A 20,945-nucleotide genomic window follows, 5' to 3' on the forward strand; every position below is an offset into this window, starting at 1 on the left:
GTAAAATTCTCCTCACAATCTCCGCAATTTAGCGGTGAAGAGTGCGTCACGGTTGCCTATACTCCAGGCAGGATAAATGGAGGAAATCTCAATGAGCGCACCCCTGCTAATTGCCCGCACGCCGGACACCGAACTGTTTTTACTACCAGGCATGGCCAACCGTCACGGTCTGATTACCGGCGCGACCGGGACCGGTAAAACCGTCACACTACAAAAGCTGGCCGAATCGCTGTCCGGGATTGGCGTACCGGTATTTATGGCCGATGTGAAAGGTGACTTAACCGGCGTGGCCGAGGAAGGACAAGCCTCTGAAAAGCTGCTCGCCCGCCTGAAAAACATCGGCATTACCGACTGGCAACCGCATGGTAATCCGGTCACGGTGTGGGATATCTTCGGCGAAAAGGGTCACCCGGTGCGAGCCACGGTATCTGACCTCGGGCCGCTGCTGCTGGCTCGTCTGTTGAATCTCAACGACGTTCAGTCCGGCGTGCTGGATATTATCTTCCGCATTGCCGATGACCAGGGCCTGCTGCTGCTCGATTTCAAAGACCTGCGGGCCATCACTCAGTACATCGGCGATAACGCTAAATCCTTCCAAAATCAGTACGGCAATATCAGCAGCGCTTCGGTCGGGGCTATTCAGCGCGGACTGCTGTCGCTGGAGCAGCAGGGAGCAGCGCACTTCTTTGGCGAACCGATGCTGGACATCAAAGACTGGATGCGTACCGACGCCAGCGGCAAAGGGATGATTAATATCCTCAGCGCCGAGAAGCTCTACCAGATGCCCAAACTGTACGCCGCCAGCCTGCTGTGGATGCTCTCTGAACTGTACGAACAGTTGCCGGAGGCGGGCGATCTGGAGAAACCAAAACTGGTGTTCTTCTTTGATGAAGCGCACCTGCTGTTCAACGATGCCCCGCAGGTGTTGCTGGATAAAATCGAACAGGTGATCCGTCTGATCCGCTCGAAAGGGGTCGGCGTGTGGTTCGTCTCGCAAAACCCGTCGGATATTCCGGACAACGTGCTTGGCCAGTTGGGGAACCGCGTACAGCATGCCCTGCGCGCGTTCACGCCGAAAGATCAGAAAGCGGTGAAAACCGCGGCACAAACAATGCGCGCCAACCCGGCATTTGATACCGAAAAAGCCATTCAGGAGCTGGGAACCGGCGAGGCGCTGGTGTCGTTTCTGGACGCCAAAGGCAGCCCGTCGGTGGTTGAACGGGCGATGGTGATTGCGCCGTGCTCACGGATGGGACCGGTGACGGACGACGAGCGCAACGGGCTGATTAATCACTCTTCGCTGTACGGCAAATATGAAGAAGATATCGACCGAGAGTCCGCCTATGAACGTTTACAGCAAGGTGTGCAGGCCAGTACCGAGCAGCAAAATACGCCTCCCGCCAACGGTAAAGCGGTCGAGGTGGACGGCGGTATTCTCGGTGGATTGAAGGATATTTTATTTGGCAGCACAGGGCCGCGCGGCGGCAAGCGCGATGGCGTGGTACAGAGCGTGGCGAAAAGCGCGGCGCGACAGGTTACTAATCAGATAATCCGCGGCATGTTGGGGAGTTTGATGGGTGGGAGAAAACGCTAGCCCGTATTACGTTGCCGGATGGCGGCTTAACGCCTTATCCGGCCTACGGGTCCGGAGTAGGCCTGAAAAGCGCAACGCCATCAGGCCTACGATTACTGTGATTACGATTTACGCAGCATCAGCCACAGGCTTATCAGGAAGAAGCTGGCGCTTGGCAGCAGCGCACCGATAATCGGCGGAATGCCGTACACCAGCGTCAGCGGGCCAAAGATTTGGTCCAGCACATAGAACACAAAACCGAAGCTAATCCCCGTCACCACACGCACCCCCATCGGGACGCTACGCAGCGGACCAAAGATAAACGACAGCGCCATCAGCATCATGACCGCCACTGACAGCGGCTGGAAGACTTTGCTCCACATATTGAGCTGGTAGCGTCCGGCATCCTGGCCGCTCGACTTCAGGTACTTCACGTAGTTATGCAGACCGCTAATCGACAGCGCGTCAGGATCCAACGCCACGACGCCGAGCTTGTCGGGCGTCAGGTTGGTTTTCCAGGTGCCGCTCACCGTTTGCGAACCGGTGATTTGTTTCGGATCGGTCAGGTTGGATTCATCCACCTGCGACAAACGCCAGACCTTCTGCTCCGGGTCAAACGTCGCGCTCGCAGCATAGCGTACAGACTGCAGACGGCGCTTGTCGTTAAACGAGTAGATGCTAATCCCACCCAGCTCGGCCTCGCCTTTCACCCGCTCGATGTAGACAAAGCTGTCACCGTCTTTCGCCCACAAACCCTGCTGGGTAGAGAGCAGCGAGCCGCCGTACATCTGCTGCGCACGGTAGTTACGCGCCATCTGTTCACCCTGCGGTGCGACCCATTCGCCAATGGCCATCGTCAGCAGCACCAGCGGAATCGCGGTTTTCATCACCGACAACGCCACCTGCATACGGGTAAAGCCAGAAGCCTGCATCACCACCAGTTCACTGCGCTGGGCCAGCATGCCCAGCCCCAGCAATGCCCCCAGCAGCGCCGCCATCGGGAAGAAGATCTGGATATCTTTCGGCGCACTGAGCAGGGTATACAGCCCAGCACCCATCGCATCGTAGCTCCCCTGCCCGGCTTTTTTCAGCTGGTCAACGAACTTGATGATCCCGGAGAGCGACACCAGCATGAACAGCGTCATCATGATGGTGGTGAAAATGGTTTTACCGATATAGCGGTCAAGTACACCAAAAGGCTGCATTATACCGCTCCTTTACGCATAAAACGGGCACGCAAGCGGCGCATCGGCACCGTATCCCAGAGGTTAAGCACAATCGCCAGCGCCAGATAAGCCAGGTTAACCACCCACATCCAGAACACCGGATCCAGCTTACCTTTGCCACCGTTCGACTTCAGCGATGTCTGAACCAGGAAGAACAGCAAATAGAGCAGCATTGCTGGCAGCATCGACAGCACGCGACCCTGACGCGGGTTTACCACGCTCAGCGGTACAACCATCAGCGCCATCATAAATACGGTGAATACTAACGTGATACGCCAGGTCAGTTCCGCGCGGGCGCGATCGGTGTCGGTCGCCAGCAGCGTACGCATGGTCATCTGTTCGGTATCGTTTGGATCCAGCGCTACGGCCTGATGGCCGATGATCGCCTGATAATCCTGGAAGTCGGTAATGCGGAAATCGCGCAGCAGCGCGGTACCTTCAAAGCGCGTCCCCTGGTTTAGCGTCACAACCTGAGAGCCATCGCGCAATTGGGTAAGATGTCCGGAATCGGCTACGACGACCGAAGGACGAGCGTTGCCTTTCGGGCGGATTTGCGCGAGAAACACGTCTTTGAAGTTGCTGCCGTCAACGCTTTCGATAAACAGCACCGAACTGCCGTTGGTCGCCTGCTGGAATTGCCCCTGAGCAAGCGCCGCCATACCGGGGTTCGCTTTCGCCTCCGCCAGGACTTCGTCCTGATGTCTGGAGGACCACGGTCCGGCCCACATCACGTTGACCGCCGCAATAATACTGGTAAACAACGCCAGCACCATCGCCGCTTTAACAAGCACAGCCTTGCTCAGCCCACAGGCATGCATGACCGTAATTTCACTTTCGGTATACAGTTTGCCCAGCGTCATCAGCAGCCCGAGGAACAGGCTTAAGGGCAAGATAAGTTGCGCCATTTCTGGCACGCCCAGCCCCAGCAGCGAGAGCACCAGATTTGCCGGGATATCACCGTCAACAGCCGCACCAAGGATCCTGACCAACTTTTGACAAAAGAAGATCAAAAGCAGGATGAATAGGATCGCAAGTTGGCTTTTGAGCGTTTCCCGAACCAGATATCTTATGATTATCACTTTAAATACGCCCGTAAAAACCCGTCTTTTGCCGGAATTTAGCTTGTTTCATGGCTTAAACGTCATTTATTCTCTTGAGTCGTCGAAATCGTCGCTAAGATCATTATACTCAACGGATCCACCTCTCAGAAATTGTTCTGACGTGCCAATGCCGTAATAACGTTAAGATTAACACGAAGTCACCGCAACAGCGGGTATGAGTTACGAAAGCTTGCAATTCTATCCGTAGCCACCGCTGTTGTCTTTAAGATTCAGGAGCGTAGTGCATGGAGTTCAGTGTAAAAAGCGGTAGCCCGGAGAAACAGCGGAGTGCGTGCATCGTCGTGGGTGTCTTTGAACCACGCCGCCTCTCTCCGATTGCAGAGCAGCTCGACAAGATCAGCGACGGGTACATCAGCGCACTGCTGCGTCGTGGCGAACTGGAAGGCAAACCGGGTCAAACCCTGTTGCTGCACCATGTTCCTAACGTTCTGTCTGAGCGAATTCTCCTCATTGGTTGTGGCAAAGAGCGCGAACTTGACGAGCGCCAGTACAAGCAGGTCATTCAGAAAACCATCAATACGCTGAATGATACTGGCTCAATGGAAGCCGTGTGCTTTCTGACTGAGCTGCACGTCAAAGGGCGCAATAACTACTGGAAAGTGCGCCAGGCCGTTGAGACGGCACAGGAAACGCTGTACAGCTTTGACCAGTTGAAGACCAACAAAAGCGAGCCGCGTCGCCCGCTGCGTAAAATGGTCTTCAACGTGCCGACCCGCCGCGAGCTGACCAGCGGTGAGCGTGCGATCCAACACGGTCTGGCAATCGCCGCTGGCATTAAAGCGGCGAAAGATCTCGGCAACATGCCGCCAAATATTTGTAACGCTGCCTATCTGGCTTCTCAGGCGCGTCAGCTGGCAGACAGCTACAGCAAAAATGTTGTGACCCGCGTGATCGGCGAGCAGCAGATGAAAGAGCTGGGTATGCACTCTTATCTCGCCGTCGGTCACGGTTCGCAGAACGAGTCGCTGATGTCAGTCATCGAGTACAAAGGCAACCCGTCCGAAGACGCGCGTCCGATTGTGCTGGTCGGTAAAGGGTTAACCTTCGACTCCGGCGGTATCTCCATCAAACCTGCCGAAGGCATGGATGAGATGAAGTACGACATGTGCGGCGCAGCAGCAGTGTACGGCGTAATGCGCATGGTGGCCGAGCTTCAGTTGCCCATCAACGTCGTCGGCGTACTGGCGGGCTGCGAAAATATGCCGGGTGGCCGCGCGTATCGCCCAGGCGACGTGCTGACCACTATGTCTGGTCAGACCGTTGAAGTGCTCAATACCGACGCCGAAGGCCGTCTGGTGCTGTGCGACGTGTTAACCTACGTCGAGCGCTTTGAGCCGGAGGCGGTGATTGACGTTGCGACCCTGACCGGCGCGTGCGTGATTGCGCTGGGCCATCACATCACCGGCCTGATGTCGAACCACAACCCGCTGGCGCATGAGCTGATCGGTGCGTCCGAGCAGGCTGGCGACCGCGCGTGGCGTTTGCCGCTGGGTGATGAATACCAGGAGCAGTTAGAGTCTAACTTTGCGGATATGGCGAACATCGGCGGACGTCCTGGCGGCGCCATTACCGCGGGCTGCTTCCTGTCACGCTTTACCCGTAAGTACAACTGGGCGCACCTGGATATCGCTGGTACCGCATGGCGTTCAGGGAAAGCCAAAGGCGCAACCGGTCGTCCGGTCGCGTTACTGTCGCAGTTCCTGCTCAATCGCGCGGGTTTTAACGGCGAAGAGTGATGTAAAACGCCGGGTGGCGGCTTCGCCTTACCCGGCCTACAACGTCACTCAACCGTAGGCCGGGTAAGCGTAGCGCCACCCGGCTTTGCATTTAAATCCACCACAAGAAGCCCCATATATGAAGAATGCGACGTTCTATCTTCTGGACAACGACACACAACAAGATGGTTTAAGCGCCGTCGAGCAACTGGTGTGTGAAATTGCCGCAGAACGTTGGCGGGCTGGCAAGCGCGTGCTTATCGCCTGTGAAAACGAAAAGCAGGCTCTTCGACTGGATGAAGCCCTGTGGGCAAGACCGGCAGAAAGCTTTGTTCCGCATAATCTGGCGGGCGAAGGCCCCAGAGGCGGCGCGCCGGTAGAGATTGCCTGGCCGGAGAAACGCAATAGCAGCCCGCGCGACCTGCTCATCAGTTTGCGCGTTGGCTTTGCAGATTTTGCCACCGCTTTCACAGAAGTGATAGACTTCGTTCCTTACGAAGATTCTTTGAAACAATCGGCACGCGATCGCTACAAAGCTTACCGCGTGGCTGGTTTTAACCTGAATACGGCAACCTGGAAATAATGGAAAAGACATACAACCCACAAGATATCGAACAGCCGCTTTACGAGCACTGGGAAAAGCAGGGCTATTTCAAACCTAACGGCGATGAAAGCAAAGAGTCCTTCTGCATCATGATCCCGCCGCCGAACGTCACCGGCAGTTTGCATATGGGTCATGCTTTCCAGCAAACCATCATGGATACCATGATTCGCTACCAGCGCATGCAGGGTAAAAACACCCTGTGGCAGGCTGGTACCGACCACGCGGGTATCGCTACCCAGATGGTGGTTGAGCGTAAGATTGCTGCTGAAGAAGGTAAAACCCGTCACGACTACGGTCGCGAAGCGTTTATCGATAAAATCTGGCAGTGGAAAGCGGAATCCGGCGGCACCATTACCCGTCAGATGCGCCGTCTCGGCAACTCCGTTGACTGGGAGCGCGAGCGCTTCACCATGGACGAAGGCCTTTCCAATGCCGTGAAAGAAGTCTTCGTTCGCCTGTACAAAGAAGACCTGATTTACCGTGGCAAGCGCCTGGTAAACTGGGACCCGAAACTGCGCACCGCCATCTCTGACCTGGAAGTGGAAAACCGCGAGTCTAAAGGCTCGATGTGGCACATCCGCTATCCGCTGGCCGACGGTGCGAAAACCGCTGACGGTAAAGATTACCTGGTCGTGGCGACCACCCGTCCGGAAACCATTCTGGGCGACACCGGCGTGGCCGTGAACCCGGAAGATCCGCGCTATCAGAGTCTTATCGGCAAATTCGTTATCCTGCCGCTGGTTAACCGCCGCATTCCGATTGTCGGTGATGAACACGCCGATATGGAAAAAGGTACCGGCTGCGTGAAGATCACCCCGGCACACGACTTTAACGACTACGAAGTCGGGAAACGTCACGGCCTGCCGATGATCAACATTCTGACCTTTGACGGTGACATCCGTGAAACCGCGGAAGTGTACGACACCAAAGGTGAAGAGTCCGACGTTTACTCCAACGCTATCCCGGCTGAATTCCAGAAGCTGGAACGCTTTGCCGCGCGTAAAGCGATCGTCGCTGCCATCGATGCGATGGGCCTGCTGGAAGAGATCAAACCTCACGATCTGACCGTTCCTTACGGCGACCGTGGCGGTGTGGTTATCGAACCGATGCTGACCGACCAGTGGTACGTCCGTGCCGACGTGCTGGCAAAACCGGCGGTTGAAGCGGTTGAAAACGGCGACATCCAGTTCGTACCGAAGCAGTACGAAAACATGTACTTCTCCTGGATGCGCGATATTCAGGACTGGTGTATTTCCCGTCAGCTGTGGTGGGGTCACCGTATCCCGGCATGGTATGACAACGACGGCAACGTATATGTTGGCCGTACCGAAGATGAAGTGCGTCAGGAAAACAACCTCGGCGCCGACGTTGCGCTGCGTCAGGACGAAGACGTTCTCGACACCTGGTTCTCCTCCGCGCTGTGGACCTTCTCTACGCTCGGCTGGCCGGAAAACACCGACGCGCTGCGTCAGTTCCACCCAACCAGCGTGATGGTCTCCGGCTTCGACATTATCTTCTTCTGGATTGCCCGCATGATCATGATGACCATGCACTTCATCAAAGATGAAAACGGCAAGCCGCAGGTTCCGTTCCATACCGTCTACATGACCGGTCTGATTCGCGACGACGAAGGCCAGAAGATGTCCAAATCCAAGGGCAACGTTATCGACCCGCTGGATATGGTCGACGGTATCTCACTGCCGGAGCTGCTAGAGAAACGCACCGGCAACATGATGCAGCCGCAGCTGGCCGAGAAGATCGCCAAACGTACCGAGAAGCAGTTCCCGAACGGCATCGAGCCGCACGGCACCGACGCCCTGCGTTTCACCCTGGCGGCGCTGGCCTCTACTGGCCGCGACATCAACTGGGATATGAAGCGTCTGGAAGGTTACCGTAACTTCTGTAACAAGCTGTGGAACGCCAGCCGCTTCGTGCTGATGAACACTGAAGGAAATGATTGCGGTTTCAACGGCGGCGAAATGACCCTGTCTCTGGCAGACCGCTGGATCCTCGCTGAATTCAACCAGACCATCAAAGCGTACCGCGAAGCGCTGGATAACTTCCGCTTCGATATCGCCGCGGGCATCCTGTACGAGTTCACCTGGAACCAGTTCTGCGACTGGTATCTGGAGCTGACCAAGCCGGTAATGACCGGAGGAACTGATGCTGAACTGCGCGGTACCCGCAATACGCTGGTGACCGTGCTGGAAGGTCTGTTGCGCCTGGCGCATCCGATCATCCCGTTCATCACCGAGACCATCTGGCAGCGCGTGAAAGTGATTTGTGGCAACACCGCAGATACCATCATGCTGCAGCCGTTCCCGGAATATAACGCGGCTCAGGTAGATGAAGCGGCGCTGGCCGATACCGAATGGCTGAAGCAGGCGATCGTTGCCGTACGTAACATCCGCGCGGAAATGAACATTGCCCCGGGTAAACCACTGGAGCTGTTGCTGCGTGGTTGCAGCGCGGATGCGATGCGTCGTGTGAACGACAACAAGAGCTTCCTGCTGAACCTGGCGCGTCTGGAAAGCATCACCGTGCTACCTGCCGATGACAAAGGTCCGGTCTCCGTGACCAAAATCATCGACGGCGCCGAGCTGCTGATCCCGATGGCTGGCCTCATCAACAAAGAAGATGAGCTGGCGCGTCTGGCGAAAGAAGTGGCTAAAATCGAAGGTGAGATTGCCCGTATCGAAGGCAAGCTCTCCAACGAAGGTTTCGTTGCCCGCGCACCGGAAGCGGTCATCGCCAAAGAGCGTGAGAAGCTGGACGGTTACGCAGAAGCCAAAGCGAAGCTGATTGAACAGCAGGCGGTCATCGCCGCGCTGTAATCATCGTGCCTGTACGTTTGCCGGATGGCGCTTGCGCTTATCCGGCCTACGGGCACCGTCAACGTAGGTCGGATAAGCGTAGCGCATCCGACGCCGCAGACAATAAAAGCCTCTGACGCATATGCTCAGAGGCTTTTTATTGAATTATCCTCGCTTGCGCTTCCCCTCACCGCAGTGGTATTAACTGCATATGTCTCACTTTTATGTCATGAGTTCGCTATGAGTGCCATTACCTCCGTCGCGGCAACGCTGCGCCGAATTTCTGCCGATGATAACGCCGCAATTGCCCGCGTTATCCGCAAAGTTTCCGCTGAATACGGCCTTACCGCCGATAAAGGCTACACCGTTGCCGACCCTAATCTGGACGAATTGTTCCAGGTTTACAGCCAGCCGGGCGCGGCCTACTGGGTGGTTGAGCAAAACGGTGAAGTCGTGGGCGGCGGCGGTGTTGCACCGTTAGGATGTAGTGAACCAGACATTTGCGAGCTGCAAAAGATGTACTTCCTGTCGAGTGCGCGCGGTCAGGGGCTGGCGAAAAAACTGGCGCTGATGGCGCTTGAACATGCCCGTGAGCAAGGTTTTAAGCAGTGCTATCTTGAGACCACGGCTTTTCTGACTGAGGCAATTCGCCTGTATGAGCATTTAGGCTTTGAGCATATCAGCGAAGCGCTGGGCTGTACCGGGCACGTAGATTGTGAAGTGCGAATGTTAAAGCCCCTCTGACCTTACGCCGAGAGGCTTTAACCGCGTTACTGCATCTCGGCTGAGAGCATCAGTCGAATAACGCCAGCCGCGCGAGCGGTTGGCAGCTTCAGCACCTGTGACCATAAATCTTGCACCATTTCACAGGCGACTTTCTCTTTGCCCACGCCTTTACTCGGATCGGCCATGATTTGGATATCCGGTCCAAAGCGCTGTACCAGCCCCGGACTGATGGATTGCAGATCCTGAAGCGCCAACTGTTTTTCTTCCGCCGTAACCGTATGTTTGTTCGGGCCATAGGCCGCGTGCATCATACTCATGTCGCTGGCCATACGACGATTCATGAGCTCGCGCGGAATAATACGCACCGGGTTAATCCCGCCTTTCACTGCCGGGAATAAAAAGCGAAAACATTCGTCATTGCCCACTTTTGCCACCGCGGCAATCTGCTCGAGATTAATCTTCATATACTCGATCACGTTGGCATCAGGCGCCTGCTGCAAACGCGCCATCTGTACCTGTAGGATCTGCGGCTGAATAGCGTCGATAATCTGCTGTTCGCTTTTCCCCGCCTCTTTCAGCTGCGTTGCCTGGGTGAGGATGTTCTGCCACAGCGCTGGCTCCTGCTCCTTAAGCACCTGATAAACGGGCATGGACAGCATCGCGTTTTCAAATTTCTGCGCATCCGTCAGACCATAATCCGGGCTTTCGCGTGGGATCAGGTAGTGCACATCAAACAGATTCCACGCGATAATCGCCACCACAAAGACCACCGCGCCAGAGACCTTGCCCAGCCAGCCTTTTTTGCGAAACATGCCGACGACGATAGCAATCACCGCCCCGATATAACCTGCCAACAAAACGTGTGCCCAGTTCATTAACCATCCTTATGCCAAATCGTCTCTGTTACAGGGATATATTTCCCCTTCGATGTTTTGATTATTACGGCAGCAGCGAGCTATTTCCAGCCACCAGATTTTGCTAACAGAAACAGGAAGGATTAAACCGCGCGGCGATGGGCACCGCGCGTCAAAGAAAGGAACTAAGCTGGCACACCGCTGTGGAAGCGGAATTCATCGTCAGGAGAGGTGATCAACGCGGCTTCTACTTCGCCAAAAAACCGCACCCGGCTACTGATATCATCGGCTGAAACCTGCTGCGCCAGCGCCAGGTAATCCTGATAGTGCCGCGCCTCGGATCGCAGCAGCGACAGATAAAACGCCTGCAAATCGTCATCCAGATACGGTGCGAGCGCGGCGAACCGTTCACAGGAACGCGCCTCAATGTAAGCCCCGCAAATCAGTTTATCGATTAACGTCAGCGGCTCGTGGGTGCGCACCTCTTTGAGCATACCTTTGGCGTAACGGCTGGCGGTAATCTTAATATAGGGAATGTTGCGACTCATCATCGCCTCACGCACCTGCCAGAAATGATGCAGTTCTTCTTTGATCAGCAAAACCATGCTGTCGATAAGCTTGCGTCCCCACGGATCGTAGGTTTGCGGCATCACGCTTTTGCTTATCTGTTTATTCAGCGCGATAAAATCCGGCTCATCCCCTTCTCTGAAAGCAAACGCTTCATAGGGTTTCAGCCAGTCCAGCAGCGCCTGAGATCCCTGTTTATCTGCGACATACTTACGCACCAGCAGCATCGCCGTTTGCGCCGCTTTCAGCTCACAGACGAGGTGGTCGGTCAATAACAGAGGCAGATTAGCCGGGTCTCGCGCTTTATCAAGCCAGGCCTGGGGCGTTTTACAGTGCAGGAAATTGTGAATCGGGGAGAGTATTTGCAGATAATCCATACATTGTCCTTGGCCTGCGGCAGCCTGGGCTACCGCAGGTCAGTAGATGACTTAGTGACGCACGCCGTCATCATCTTCGTCGACGAGATCTTCATCGTCGCCGTCTTCACCTTCTTCGCCGTTCGGGTCTTCAAAATAGGTGCCCCAACCGTCGTATTCCACATCATATTTTTCAGCCAGGTTCATCAGCTGCTCAACCTGAGCATCGATCAACTCCGCATTCAGTGCACATTCGCTCAAAATGTCACAGCAAATAACCGTGTCGCCTTCTTCCACTTCCAGCTCTTCCGGCTCGGTCACTTCATAACCCAGCTTGAAGGCTTCTACTGCCGCTTTTTCCAGGGTTTCGAAGTCATCCGCGGAAAGGTGATGCTCAATGGTGTACAGCGCGTCTGGATCGCTGCCATCTTCGAGTAACTCTTCAATAATCAAGCGCGTTTCTTCACGCTGTTCTTCCAGTAGTTCCGGGTTTGCCATGGCTCGTTCCTCATAATGTCCTGCCGATACTCTTATTGTCACATACCGCTGTCATTGCCTCCACCTTTCCAGGAAAGATTTGTTAAACAAGGTTGCAAATGAATAAACATACATATAAATTGAATTTTAATTCAATAAATGGCCTAAGCCATGTGAGGGAACCATGTCTGCGTTTTATCATAAACATTTTTTGAAACTGCTTGATTTCACCTCTGCTGAACTCACGTCACTGCTCCAGCTCGCCGCGCAGCTAAAGGCAGATAAGAAAAACGGCACTGAAGTCGCAAAGCTCACCGGTAAAAACATCGCGCTCATCTTCGAAAAAGACTCAACCCGAACCCGTTGCTCTTTCGAAGTTGCCGCATACGACCAGGGTGCTCGCGTGACGTATCTCGGGCCAAGCGGCAGCCAGATTGGCCATAAAGAGTCGATCAAAGACACCGCCCGCGTGCTCGGCCGCATGTACGACGGTATTCAGTATCGGGGACACGGCCAGGAGATTGTCGAGACGCTGGCGGAATATGCCGGAGTTCCGGTGTGGAACGGATTAACCAACGAGTTTCATCCCACCCAGCTGCTGGCGGATCTGTTAACTATGCAGGAACACCTGCCGGGTAAAGCGTTTAATGAGATGACGCTGGTCTACACCGGTGATGCCCGCAACAATATGGGCAATTCCATGCTGGAAGCCGCTGCGTTAACCGGGCTGGATCTGCGCCTGGTCGCACCGCAGGCCTGCTGGCCAGAGGAAAGTCTGGTTGCAGAGTGCAAAGCGCTGGCGCAGAAAAACGGCGGCAATATTACGCTGACCGAAGATGTCGCCGCGGGCGTGAAAGGTGCGGACTTTATCTATACCGACGTCTGGGTATCAATGGGCGAAGCAAAAGAGAAGTGGGCCGAACGTATTGCGCTGCTGCGTAAGTACCAGGTTAATAGCACGATGATGGCGTTGACCGGCAATCCACAGGTGAAATTCCTGCACTGCCTGCCCGCGTTTCATGACGATCAAACCACGCTTGGCAAACAAATGGCACAGGAATATGGTCTGCACGGCGGTATGGAAGTGACCGATGAGGTCTTTGAGTCACCCGCCAGCATCGTATTTGATCAGGCGGAAAACCGGATGCACACCATCAAAGCGGTGATGGTGGCGACGCTGGCGAAGTGAGAGCATGGATGAAAAGAATGCCGGATGGCGATGCTAAGCATCTTATCCGGCCTACAACCGCGCTCTCGTAGGCCGGGCAAGGCGAAGCCGCCCCCCGGCAAATACGCTTATGCCACTTGCATTTTCACCACGGCTTTGCGTACCAGCGCAGGAGCACCGACCGCGCACAGCGGTTTATGCACTTCACCCGGATAGAACACCACGAAGTCACCTTCGTTCAGCACCACCGTTTTCTCCTGTACCCCTTCCGGCAGGAAGGCGATGTCTTTATCCGCCAGCCAGTCAGTTTCCGGCGCGCCCGCAGGCTGCGTGCTGAAGGCCATTCCTTCCTGGCCTTTGAGCAGGATCTGAATATCCAGATAGCGAGCGTGATATTCGGCGCGGCGCTGTGCAAACGGCTCCGTCATATCTTCGGCAATCAGATAAAACAGGCGATCGCCGTCAATGTCGTGCTTACCTTTTTCCGTCGCATCCGTCACATGCGCTTTAATGTGTTCAATTGCCTGACGCAGCTCTTCCGGCAGCCAGGCATCCAGGTTGTGAATATTGCCAACAATCATCTCAAACCCCTTAATTAAAACATCGTTTCATTTTAGTTGTTATACGAAAAAACGGCCTGCCATACTACTGCTATTTGCCGATATTTTGCGTCAACGCATGTTTATCGCTGATGGTGTTAAATAATTGCTAACTCTCAGCAACAGGTTATGCATAAACTTTGCATAACTTTCGGCTACCCTTTTTCAACCTAATCAGTAACATACTGTTATTAAAAGTTTTATTAGAAAAACCAGCTATCGATCACAGTTCACCTCTCCTTCGCTATCCTTCTTCATCGTCATATTTATTTTGAAATAAACTTTACCGCGCAAATAATAAAATCATATATTCGCATAATAATTCACAACACATAAAAAAGCACAAATAAATCAATGCATTACTTATATTGCAGCACACTAAAAGTGTACATAAAATTAACACCGATAAATAACAAGACATATTCCCGCGTAGTAATTCAATTATTCATGTTTTTATTTTATTAATTCTCCGAGCCATATCATAAATTAAACATCAAAAGTCAAATATCGACCTGACTGTGAAATAAATCACGTTTCCTCATCAAATAAGATCTAAATATAGATTCCGAAATCAGCTGAAAAGTCATGACTGCAATAAATATTATTTGCAGGCACATCCTCTTTATTTTTTAAAATAGTATTAAAGGAATAATGATGGAAAAGCATTATGTCGGGTCTGAAATCGGTCAATTACGTAGCGTAATGCTACATCGCCCTAATCTCAGCTTAAAAAGGCTGACACCATCAAATTGCCAGGAACTACTTTTTGATGATGTTCTTTCGGTAGAACGTGCAGGAGAAGAGCATGACATTTTCGCCAACACGTTACGTCAGCAAGGGATTGAGGTTCTGTTACTCACTGATTTATTGACACAAACCTTAGATGTCCAAGATGCCAAAGACTGGTTGCTGGAGACACAAATCTCTGATTATCGCCTTGGCCCCGCTTTCGCCACGGATATTCGTGCCTGGCTTGCAGATATGCAGCATCGGGAACTCGCCCGGCATTTAAGCGGTGGGCTAACCTACGGAGAAATTCCTGCCTCAATCAAAAATATGGTGGTCGATACTCACGATATTAATGACTTTATTATGAAGCCATTACCAAACCACTTATTTACCCGCGACACCTCATGCTGGATATATAACGGTGTGTCAATTAACCCAATGGCAAAAACCGCGCGGCAAAGAGAAACCAATAACCTGCGGGCGATCTACCGTTGGCACCCTCAATTTGCTGATGGTGAATTTATTAAATATTTCGGCGATGAAAATATTAATTACGACCACGCCACATTAGAAGGTGGAGATGTGCTGGTCATTGGTCGCGGCGCGGTACTCATCGGTATGTCGGAACGCACCACGCCGCAGGGCATTGAATTCCTTGCCCAGTCGCTGTTTAAGCATCGCCAGGCTGAACGCGTCATCGCGGTTGAACTGCCGAAACATCGCTCCTGTATGCACCTCGATACCGTCATGACCCACATTGATATCGATACCTTCTCCGTCTACCCGGAAGTGGTACGCCCGGATGTCCAGTGCTGGACCCTGACGCCAGACGGGCGCGGCGGCTTGAAACGCACCCAGGAAAGTACTCTGGTACATGCCCTCGAAAAAGCGCTGGGCCTTGACCAAATCACGCTGATAACCACCGGAGGCGACGCCTTCGAAGCTGAACGCGAACAGTGGAATGACGCCAACAACGTCCTGACGCTACGCCCCGGTGTGGTCGTGGGCTACGAGCGCAACATCTGGACCAACGAGAAATACGACAAAGCGGGCATCACCGTTTTACCCATTCCTGGCGACGAACTTGGACGCGGACGCGGCGGCGCACGCTGCATGAGCTGCCCACTGGAACGCGACGGTATTTAAGGAAAAGTCATGGAAAACAAACCTACTCTGGTTGTGGCGTTGGGCGGCAATGCGCTGCTCAAACGCGGCGAGCCGCTGGAAGCTGACATCCAGCGCAAGAACATTGAGCTGGCGGCAAAGACTATCGCTCAGCTCACACAGCAATGGCGCGTAATTCTGGTGCACGGCAATGGCCCGCAGGTTGGACTTTTGGCGTTGCAAAACAGTGCGTATGCCAGCGTCACCCCCTATCCGCTCGACATTCTCGGCGCGGAAAGTCAGGGAATGATTGGCTATATGCTGCAACAGGCGCTGAAAAACCAGCTTCCACAGCGTGAAATTAGTGTGCTGCTGACTCAGGTTGAAGTCGATGCCCGCGATCCAGCCTTCAGCAATCCGACCAAATATATCGGACCGATTTACGACGACGCTCAGGCTAAAACGCTACACGCGGAAAAGGGCTGGATTTTCAAAGCCGATGGCAAAGCATTCCGCCGCGTTGTGCCCTCTCCACAACCCAAACGTATCGTTGAAAGTGATGCCATTCGTACATTGATCGCCCGCGATCATCTGGTGATTTGCAACGGCGGAGGCGGCGTACCGGTGGTGGAAAAAGCCGATGGCTACCACGGCATTGAAGCGGTGATCGACAAGGATCTCTCCGCCGCCCTACTCGCCCGCCAACTCCATGCCGATGCGTTGCTGATCCTCACCGATGCTGATGCCGTGTACCTCGACTGGGGCAAACCTACCCAGCGCCCGCTGTCCCAGGTCACCCCGGAACTGCTCGGTGAAATGCAATTCGACGCCGGTTCAATGGGCCCCAAAGTCACCGCCTGCGCGGAATTCGTCTCTCACTGTCGGGGAATTGCTGGCATCGGTTCACTGGCCGACGGTCCGGCCATTCTCGCCGGCGACAAAGGCACGCTAATTCGTCTCGAAACCACCGACGCTAACGCGTAGGACTTTTTTTTGCCGGATGACGGCTTCGCCTTATCCGGCCTACATAAGGACATTTTCATGACTGTTAACCTGAAAAATCGCAATTTTCTCAAACTGCTGGACTACACCCCGACGGAAATCCAGTACCTGATCGATCTGGCTATCGAGTTAAAAACGGCAAAAAAGGCCGGGCGCGAAAGACAGACGCTGGTCGGTAAAAATATCGCGCTGATCTTCGAAAAAACCTCAACCCGTACCCGCTGTGCCTTTGAAGTCGGCGCTTTCGATCAAGGCGCGCAGGTGACCTATCTCGGCCCAAGCGGATCGCAGATCGGCCATAAAGAATCAATGAAAGATACTGCCCGCGTGCTAGGCCGCATGTACGACGGCATTGAATATCGCGGATACGGCCAGGACATTGTGGAGGAACTGGGGCAATTTGCCGGAGTTCCTGTTTGGAATGGACTGACAAATGAATTTCACCCCACCCAGATCCTCGCGGATCTGATGACCATGCTGGAACACGCGCCGGGTAAAACCTTGCCGGAACTGAGTTTCGCTTATCTCGGTGACGCCCGCAATAACATGGGTAATTCGCTGATGGTTGGCGCAGCGAAAATGGGGATGGATATCCGTCTGGTCGCACCTAAATCCTTCTGGCCTGACGAGGCACTGGTTGCCGAATGCCGTGAAATTGCCAGCGTGACTGGCGCACGCATTACGCTCACAGAGGATGTTGAGGAAGGCGTATACGACGTCGATTTCCTCTACACCGATGTCTGGGTCTCTATGGGCGAACCCAAAGAAGCCTGGGCAGAACGCGTTAGCCTGATGACGCCCTATCAAATTAACCAGCGGGTCATCAACGCAACCGGTAACCCCAATGTGAAATTTATGCACTGTCTGCCCGCCTTCCATAACGAGCACACAAAGGTTGGACGTGAAATCGAAATGGCCTACGGCCTGAAAGGGCTTGAAGTCACGGAAGAGGTTTTTGAGTCAGCTCATTCCATCGTCTTCGACGAAGCAGAGAACCGGATGCATACCATTAAAGCGGTAATGGTAGCGACCCTCGGCGACTAACCCCAGCGGGCGTATGTCGCCTGACGGCATATGCCCAAGCTATCCGGAGAACATCATGGGCAAATTCAAATTTCCCAGCGCATATACCATCCTGTTTATTCTCATTGCACTCGTCGCGGTTATGACCTGGATAGTCCCGGCAGGGAAATACCAGATGGCGATGAATGCTACTCTGGGCAAAGAAGTGCCAGTTGCCGGTACTTATGCCCCCACAGAGGCGCACCCGCAAGGTTTTACCGCTGTACTGCTGGCCCCGATTGACGGTCTTTACAACCACGAAACCTATACCGCAGGCGCAATTGATGTGGCGTTGTTTGTCCTGATTATTGGTGGGTTTCTCGGCGTAGTAAACAAAACAGGCGCCATCGACGCAGGTATCGAGCGCGTGACGGTCAGGTTGAACGGTAAAGAGGAGTGGATGATCCCCATTCTAATGGGGCTTTTCGCCGCCGGAGGTACGATTTACGGGATGGCGGAGGAATCACTCCCATTCTACACATTGCTGGTTCCGGTCATGATGGCCGCACGCTTTGATCCGTTGGTTGCCGCCGCCACCGTTCTGCTCGGCGCAGGCATTGGTACACTCGGCTCGACAATCAACCCTTTCGCAACGGTTATCGCGGCTAACGCCGCCGGGATCCCCTTCACCCAGGGAATGCTGATGCGCATTCTGCTGCTGGTCGTCGGCTATGTTATCTGTGTGGTGTGGGTCATGCGTTATGCGCGCAAAGTCCGCAATCACCCGGAGTTGTCGATTGTGGCGGATAAAATGGAGGAAAACCGTGCGCATTTTCTCGGCAATCGCGGCAATACCAATCTTGAATTCACAGCCACGCGTAAGTGGATCCTGCTGATATTCGCCGCCGCCTTTGCGGTAATGATTTATGGCGTCGCGGTACTCGGATGGTGGATGGCAGAAATATCCGCAGTCTTTCTGGGTTCTGCCATTATCGTCGGCGTGATTGCCCGCATGAGTGAAGAAGCCTTCACCAGTACCTTCATTGACGGTGCGCGGGACCTGCTTGGCGTGGCGCTGATTATCGGCATTGCACGCGGTATCGTCGTGGTGATGGACAACGGCATGATCACCCACACTATTTTGCACAGCGCCGAAAATTTAGTCTCCGGTCTGTCCACCACCATTTTCATCAATGTAACCTACTGGCTGGAAGTATTGCTCTCCTTCCTGGTCCCTTCCTCGTCTGGCCTGGCGGTGCTCACGATGCCCATTATGGCCCCGCTGGCCGACTTCGCGCATGTACAGAGGGATCTGGTCGTCACCGCGTATCAATCCGCTTCCGGCATTGTGAATCTGATTACACCCACCTCAGCCGTCGTGATGGGTGGGTTAGCCATCGCCCGTGTTCCTTACGTGCGCTACCTGAAATGGGTCGCCCCGCTCCTGCTCATTTTGACGTTACTGAACATGGCCGTCCTGAGTATCGGCGCGATGTTGTAGCCCTTTTAGCCGTCGGATCCCGACGGCTTTTTTGAGCGCATTCTCGTTTTTCTGCGCAACCGCCCGTTTGAGCCGTTATTGATACTGCAAATGTGGTGAATTTCGCCATCACATTGATACAAATGATAAACTTAGGGTGTATTTATGAAGGAATTCGATGATTACTCGACCAAAGAGCAGAAACAATTGGCGATTTGTCAGCGCCTGATTAGCGAAAAAAGCTACCTTTCTCAGGAAGCGCTTCGCCGCGATCTCCAACACCATGGTTTTACCGGAATTAGCCAGTCAACGGTATCCCGTCTGCTGAAACTGCTCGGGGCTATAAAAATAAGAAATACAAAAGGGCAAAAAATTTATTCTGTAAATCCGCAGTCGCGCCCCGCTCCTGATGCTGCCCGATCGATTGCTGAAATGGTGGTCAGCGTTGAGCACAATAGCGAATTTATCCTCATCCACACGGCGGCAGGTTATGGCCGTGCCGTTGCCAGAATCCTCGATTACCACGCGTTACCAGAGATTCTGGGTGTCATCGCTGGCAGCAGTATTGTCTGGGTTGCGCCGCGAGTTGTGCAGCGAACGGGGCTGGTGCACAAGCAGATTAACTATCTATTTAAAATGAATTAAAATTCATAAGAACCGTTTGCGGTGAATAAATTGTGCATTTTCCGCTTGATCCCATAACGGAGCTGAGTATAATCGCGGACAATTTGCCGGGAGGATGTATGGTTCAGTGTGTACGACATTTTGTCTTACCGCGTCTGAAAAAGGACGCTGGCCTGCCGTTTTTCTTTCCGTTGATCACCCATTCCGAGCCCCTCAATTGAGGGGCTTTTTTTTTGCCCAGGCGTCAGGAGATAAACATGGCTAACCCGCTCTATCAAAAACACATCATTTCCATAAACGACCTCAGCCGCGATGACCTCAATCTGGTCCTCGCGACGGCGGCGAAATTAAAAGCTAACCCACAGCCGGAGCTGTTAAAGCATAAGGTTATCGCCAGTTGCTTCTTTGAAGCGTCAACCCGCACCCGTTTATCCTTTGAAACCTCCATGCACCGCCTGGGCGCCAGCGTGGTGGGTTTTTCTGACAGCAGCAACACGTCGCTGGGCAAAAAAGGCGAAACCCTGGCCGATACCATTTCCGTCATCAGCACCTATGTCGACGCCATCGTCATGCGTCATCCGCAGGAAGGCGCCGCACGTCTGGCTACAGAGTTCTCCGGTAACGTTCCGGTACTGAACGCAGGCGACGGCTCCAACCAACATCCCACCCAAACGCTGCTGGACCTGTTTACCATTCAGGAAACTCAGGGTCGCCTGGACAATCTGTCCATCGCCATGGTGGGTGACCTGAAATATGGCCGTACCGTCCACTCCCTGACCCAGGCGCTGGCGAAGTTCGAAGGTAACCGTTTCTACTTCATCGCCCCGGACGCACTGGCCATGCCGCAATACATTCTGGATATGTTGAACGAAAAAGGTATCGCCTGGAGCCTGCACGGCACTATCGAAGAGGTGATGGCGGAGGTCGATATCCTCTACATGACCCGCGTACAAAAAGAGCGTCTGGACCCGTCCGAATACGCCAACGTGAAAGCACAGTTTGTCCTGCGCGCCAGCGATTTGAACGGCGCCAGAGCGAACATGAAGGTACTGCATCCGCTGCCGCGCATCGATGAAATCACCACCGACGTCGATAAGACGCCGCACGCCTGGTATTTCCAGCAGGCTGGCAACGGCATCTTCGCCCGCCAGGCGTTACTGGCACTGGTACTGAATAGCGAACTGGCACTGTAAGGGAGAAAAAGA

22 protein-coding genes are annotated in these 20,945 nt (G+C 53.9%); 14 read left to right on the forward strand and 8 right to left on the reverse strand.

Annotated elements, in window-relative coordinates; all coding sequences use genetic code 11:
• The first annotated feature begins 91 nt into the window (after nt 1–91).
• Entirely contained in the window at nt 92–1,594 is a 1,503-nt protein-coding gene (locus tag SK34_RS20275) for a helicase HerA-like C-terminal domain-containing protein (protein WP_003839633.1), read from the forward strand.
• 101 nt (nt 1,595–1,695) lie between these two features.
• On the opposite strand, the gene lptG is transcribed toward SK34_RS20275, so the two are convergent.
• The 3 genes from lptG to SK34_RS25035 all read right to left on the reverse strand — a co-directional run bounded on the left by lptG (nt 1,696) and on the right by SK34_RS25035 (nt 3,991).
• The gene (gene lptG / locus SK34_RS20280) at nt 1,696–2,778 is read right to left on the reverse strand and encodes an LPS export ABC transporter permease LptG (RefSeq protein WP_003025875.1); all 1,083 of its coding nucleotides are present in this window, start codon (nt 2,776–2,778) and stop codon (nt 1,696–1,698) included.
• The gene (lptF, locus tag SK34_RS20285) at nt 2,778–3,878 is read right to left on the reverse strand and encodes an LPS export ABC transporter permease LptF (RefSeq protein WP_003839630.1); all 1,101 of its coding nucleotides are present in this window, start codon (nt 3,876–3,878) and stop codon (nt 2,778–2,780) included. Before lptF ends, lptG begins: the two co-directional genes overlap by 1 nt.
• A 62-nt stretch (nt 3,879–3,940) precedes the next feature.
• Entirely contained in the window at nt 3,941–3,991 is a 51-nt protein-coding gene (locus SK34_RS25035) for a hypothetical protein (protein WP_212723231.1), read from the reverse strand.
• 153 nt (nt 3,992–4,144) lie between these two features.
• Here SK34_RS25035 and pepA point away from each other — a divergent pair, with 153 nt between their 5' ends.
• From pepA to SK34_RS20305, 4 genes are all read left to right on the forward strand, one after another.
• Complete coding sequence (pepA, locus tag SK34_RS20290) at nt 4,145–5,656, forward strand: leucyl aminopeptidase (protein ID WP_003025870.1); 1,512 nt, start codon at nt 4,145–4,147, stop codon at nt 5,654–5,656.
• A 118-nt stretch (nt 5,657–5,774) separates the two neighbouring features.
• Nucleotides 5,775–6,218, forward strand: a complete 444-nt coding sequence (gene holC / locus SK34_RS20295; protein ID WP_003025862.1) for a DNA polymerase III subunit chi — start codon at nt 5,775–5,777, stop codon at nt 6,216–6,218.
• Complete coding sequence (locus SK34_RS20300) at nt 6,218–9,073, forward strand: valine--tRNA ligase (protein ID WP_048234068.1); 2,856 nt, start codon at nt 6,218–6,220, stop codon at nt 9,071–9,073. The genes holC and SK34_RS20300 overlap by 1 nt, the downstream gene beginning before the upstream one ends.
• Before the next feature lie 219 nt (nt 9,074–9,292).
• Complete coding sequence (locus SK34_RS20305; protein ID WP_003025856.1) at nt 9,293–9,796, forward strand: GNAT family N-acetyltransferase; 504 nt, start codon at nt 9,293–9,295, stop codon at nt 9,794–9,796.
• Between the two features lie 26 nt (nt 9,797–9,822).
• On the opposite strand, the gene SK34_RS20310 is transcribed toward SK34_RS20305, so the two are convergent.
• From SK34_RS20310 to rraB, 3 genes are all read right to left on the reverse strand, one after another.
• Nucleotides 9,823–10,653 (reverse strand): hypothetical protein, encoded by an 831-nt coding sequence (locus tag SK34_RS20310; protein WP_003839625.1) that lies wholly within the window; start codon nt 10,651–10,653, stop codon nt 9,823–9,825.
• A gap of 164 nt (nt 10,654–10,817) precedes the next feature.
• Nucleotides 10,818–11,576, reverse strand: a complete 759-nt coding sequence (miaE, locus tag SK34_RS20315) for a tRNA isopentenyl-2-thiomethyl-A-37 hydroxylase MiaE (protein WP_044699132.1) — start codon at nt 11,574–11,576, stop codon at nt 10,818–10,820.
• A 51-nt stretch (nt 11,577–11,627) separates the two neighbouring features.
• A complete protein-coding gene (gene rraB / locus SK34_RS20320) occupies nt 11,628–12,053 on the reverse strand; it encodes a ribonuclease E inhibitor RraB (protein ID WP_003025845.1) in 426 nt (141 codons plus the stop codon).
• Nucleotides 12,054–12,151: 98 nt separating this feature from the next.
• Here rraB and argL point away from each other — a divergent pair, with 98 nt between their 5' ends.
• The gene (gene argL, locus SK34_RS25225; protein WP_370766361.1) at nt 12,152–12,247 is read left to right on the forward strand and encodes a putative translational regulatory protein ArgL; all 96 of its coding nucleotides are present in this window, start codon (nt 12,152–12,154) and stop codon (nt 12,245–12,247) included.
• Entirely contained in the window at nt 12,217–13,221 is a 1,005-nt protein-coding gene (argF, locus tag SK34_RS20325) for an ornithine carbamoyltransferase (RefSeq protein WP_003844898.1), read from the forward strand. Before argL ends, argF (SK34_RS20325) begins: the two co-directional genes overlap by 31 nt.
• A 107-nt stretch (nt 13,222–13,328) precedes the next feature.
• Here argF (SK34_RS20325) and SK34_RS20330 read toward each other — a convergent pair whose 3' ends face one another.
• The gene (locus tag SK34_RS20330) at nt 13,329–13,781 is read right to left on the reverse strand and encodes a YhcH/YjgK/YiaL family protein (protein ID WP_048234069.1); all 453 of its coding nucleotides are present in this window, start codon (nt 13,779–13,781) and stop codon (nt 13,329–13,331) included.
• Nucleotides 13,782–14,453: 672 nt separating this feature from the next.
• On the opposite strand from SK34_RS20330, the gene arcA reads away from it, so the two are divergent.
• The 5 genes from arcA to SK34_RS20355 all read left to right on the forward strand — a co-directional run bounded on the left by arcA (nt 14,454) and on the right by SK34_RS20355 (nt 19,761).
• Nucleotides 14,454–15,674 (forward strand): arginine deiminase, encoded by a 1,221-nt coding sequence (arcA, locus tag SK34_RS20335; RefSeq protein ID WP_003025834.1) that lies wholly within the window; start codon nt 14,454–14,456, stop codon nt 15,672–15,674.
• Between the two features lie 9 nt (nt 15,675–15,683).
• Nucleotides 15,684–16,616 (forward strand): carbamate kinase, encoded by a 933-nt coding sequence (arcC, locus tag SK34_RS20340; protein ID WP_048234071.1) that lies wholly within the window; start codon nt 15,684–15,686, stop codon nt 16,614–16,616.
• Nucleotides 16,617–16,673: 57 nt separating this feature from the next.
• Nucleotides 16,674–17,678: an ornithine carbamoyltransferase gene (gene argF / locus SK34_RS20345; protein ID WP_003025826.1), complete on the forward strand. Its 1,005-nt coding sequence runs from the start codon at nt 16,674–16,676 to the stop codon at nt 17,676–17,678.
• 55 nt (nt 17,679–17,733) lie between these two features.
• On the forward strand, nt 17,734–19,137 hold the full coding sequence (locus SK34_RS20350; protein ID WP_003839611.1) for a YfcC family protein: 1,404 nt from the start codon (nt 17,734–17,736) through the stop codon (nt 19,135–19,137).
• Nucleotides 19,138–19,281: 144 nt separating this feature from the next.
• Nucleotides 19,282–19,761 (forward strand): arginine repressor, encoded by a 480-nt coding sequence (locus tag SK34_RS20355; protein ID WP_003839609.1) that lies wholly within the window; start codon nt 19,282–19,284, stop codon nt 19,759–19,761.
• Here the strand turns inward: SK34_RS20355 and SK34_RS24750 are convergent.
• Nucleotides 19,758–19,880: a hypothetical protein gene (locus SK34_RS24750; RefSeq protein WP_085951582.1), complete on the reverse strand. Its 123-nt coding sequence runs from the start codon at nt 19,878–19,880 to the stop codon at nt 19,758–19,760. The genes SK34_RS20355 and SK34_RS24750 overlap by 4 nt on opposite strands.
• Between SK34_RS24750 and pyrL the strand changes: the two genes are divergently transcribed.
• Complete coding sequence (gene pyrL / locus SK34_RS24270; protein ID WP_003025819.1) at nt 19,860–19,961, forward strand: pyr operon leader peptide; 102 nt, start codon at nt 19,860–19,862, stop codon at nt 19,959–19,961. The genes SK34_RS24750 and pyrL overlap by 21 nt on opposite strands.
• A 36-nt stretch (nt 19,962–19,997) precedes the next feature.
• A complete protein-coding gene (gene pyrB / locus SK34_RS20360; protein WP_048234073.1) occupies nt 19,998–20,933 on the forward strand; it encodes an aspartate carbamoyltransferase in 936 nt (311 codons plus the stop codon).
• Nucleotides 20,934–20,945: the final 12 nt, after the last annotated feature.

It is taken from the genome of Citrobacter sp. MGH104, assembly GCF_001034485.1.
In the GTDB taxonomy this organism is placed as follows: Bacteria; Pseudomonadota; Gammaproteobacteria; order Enterobacterales; family Enterobacteriaceae; genus Citrobacter; species Citrobacter freundii.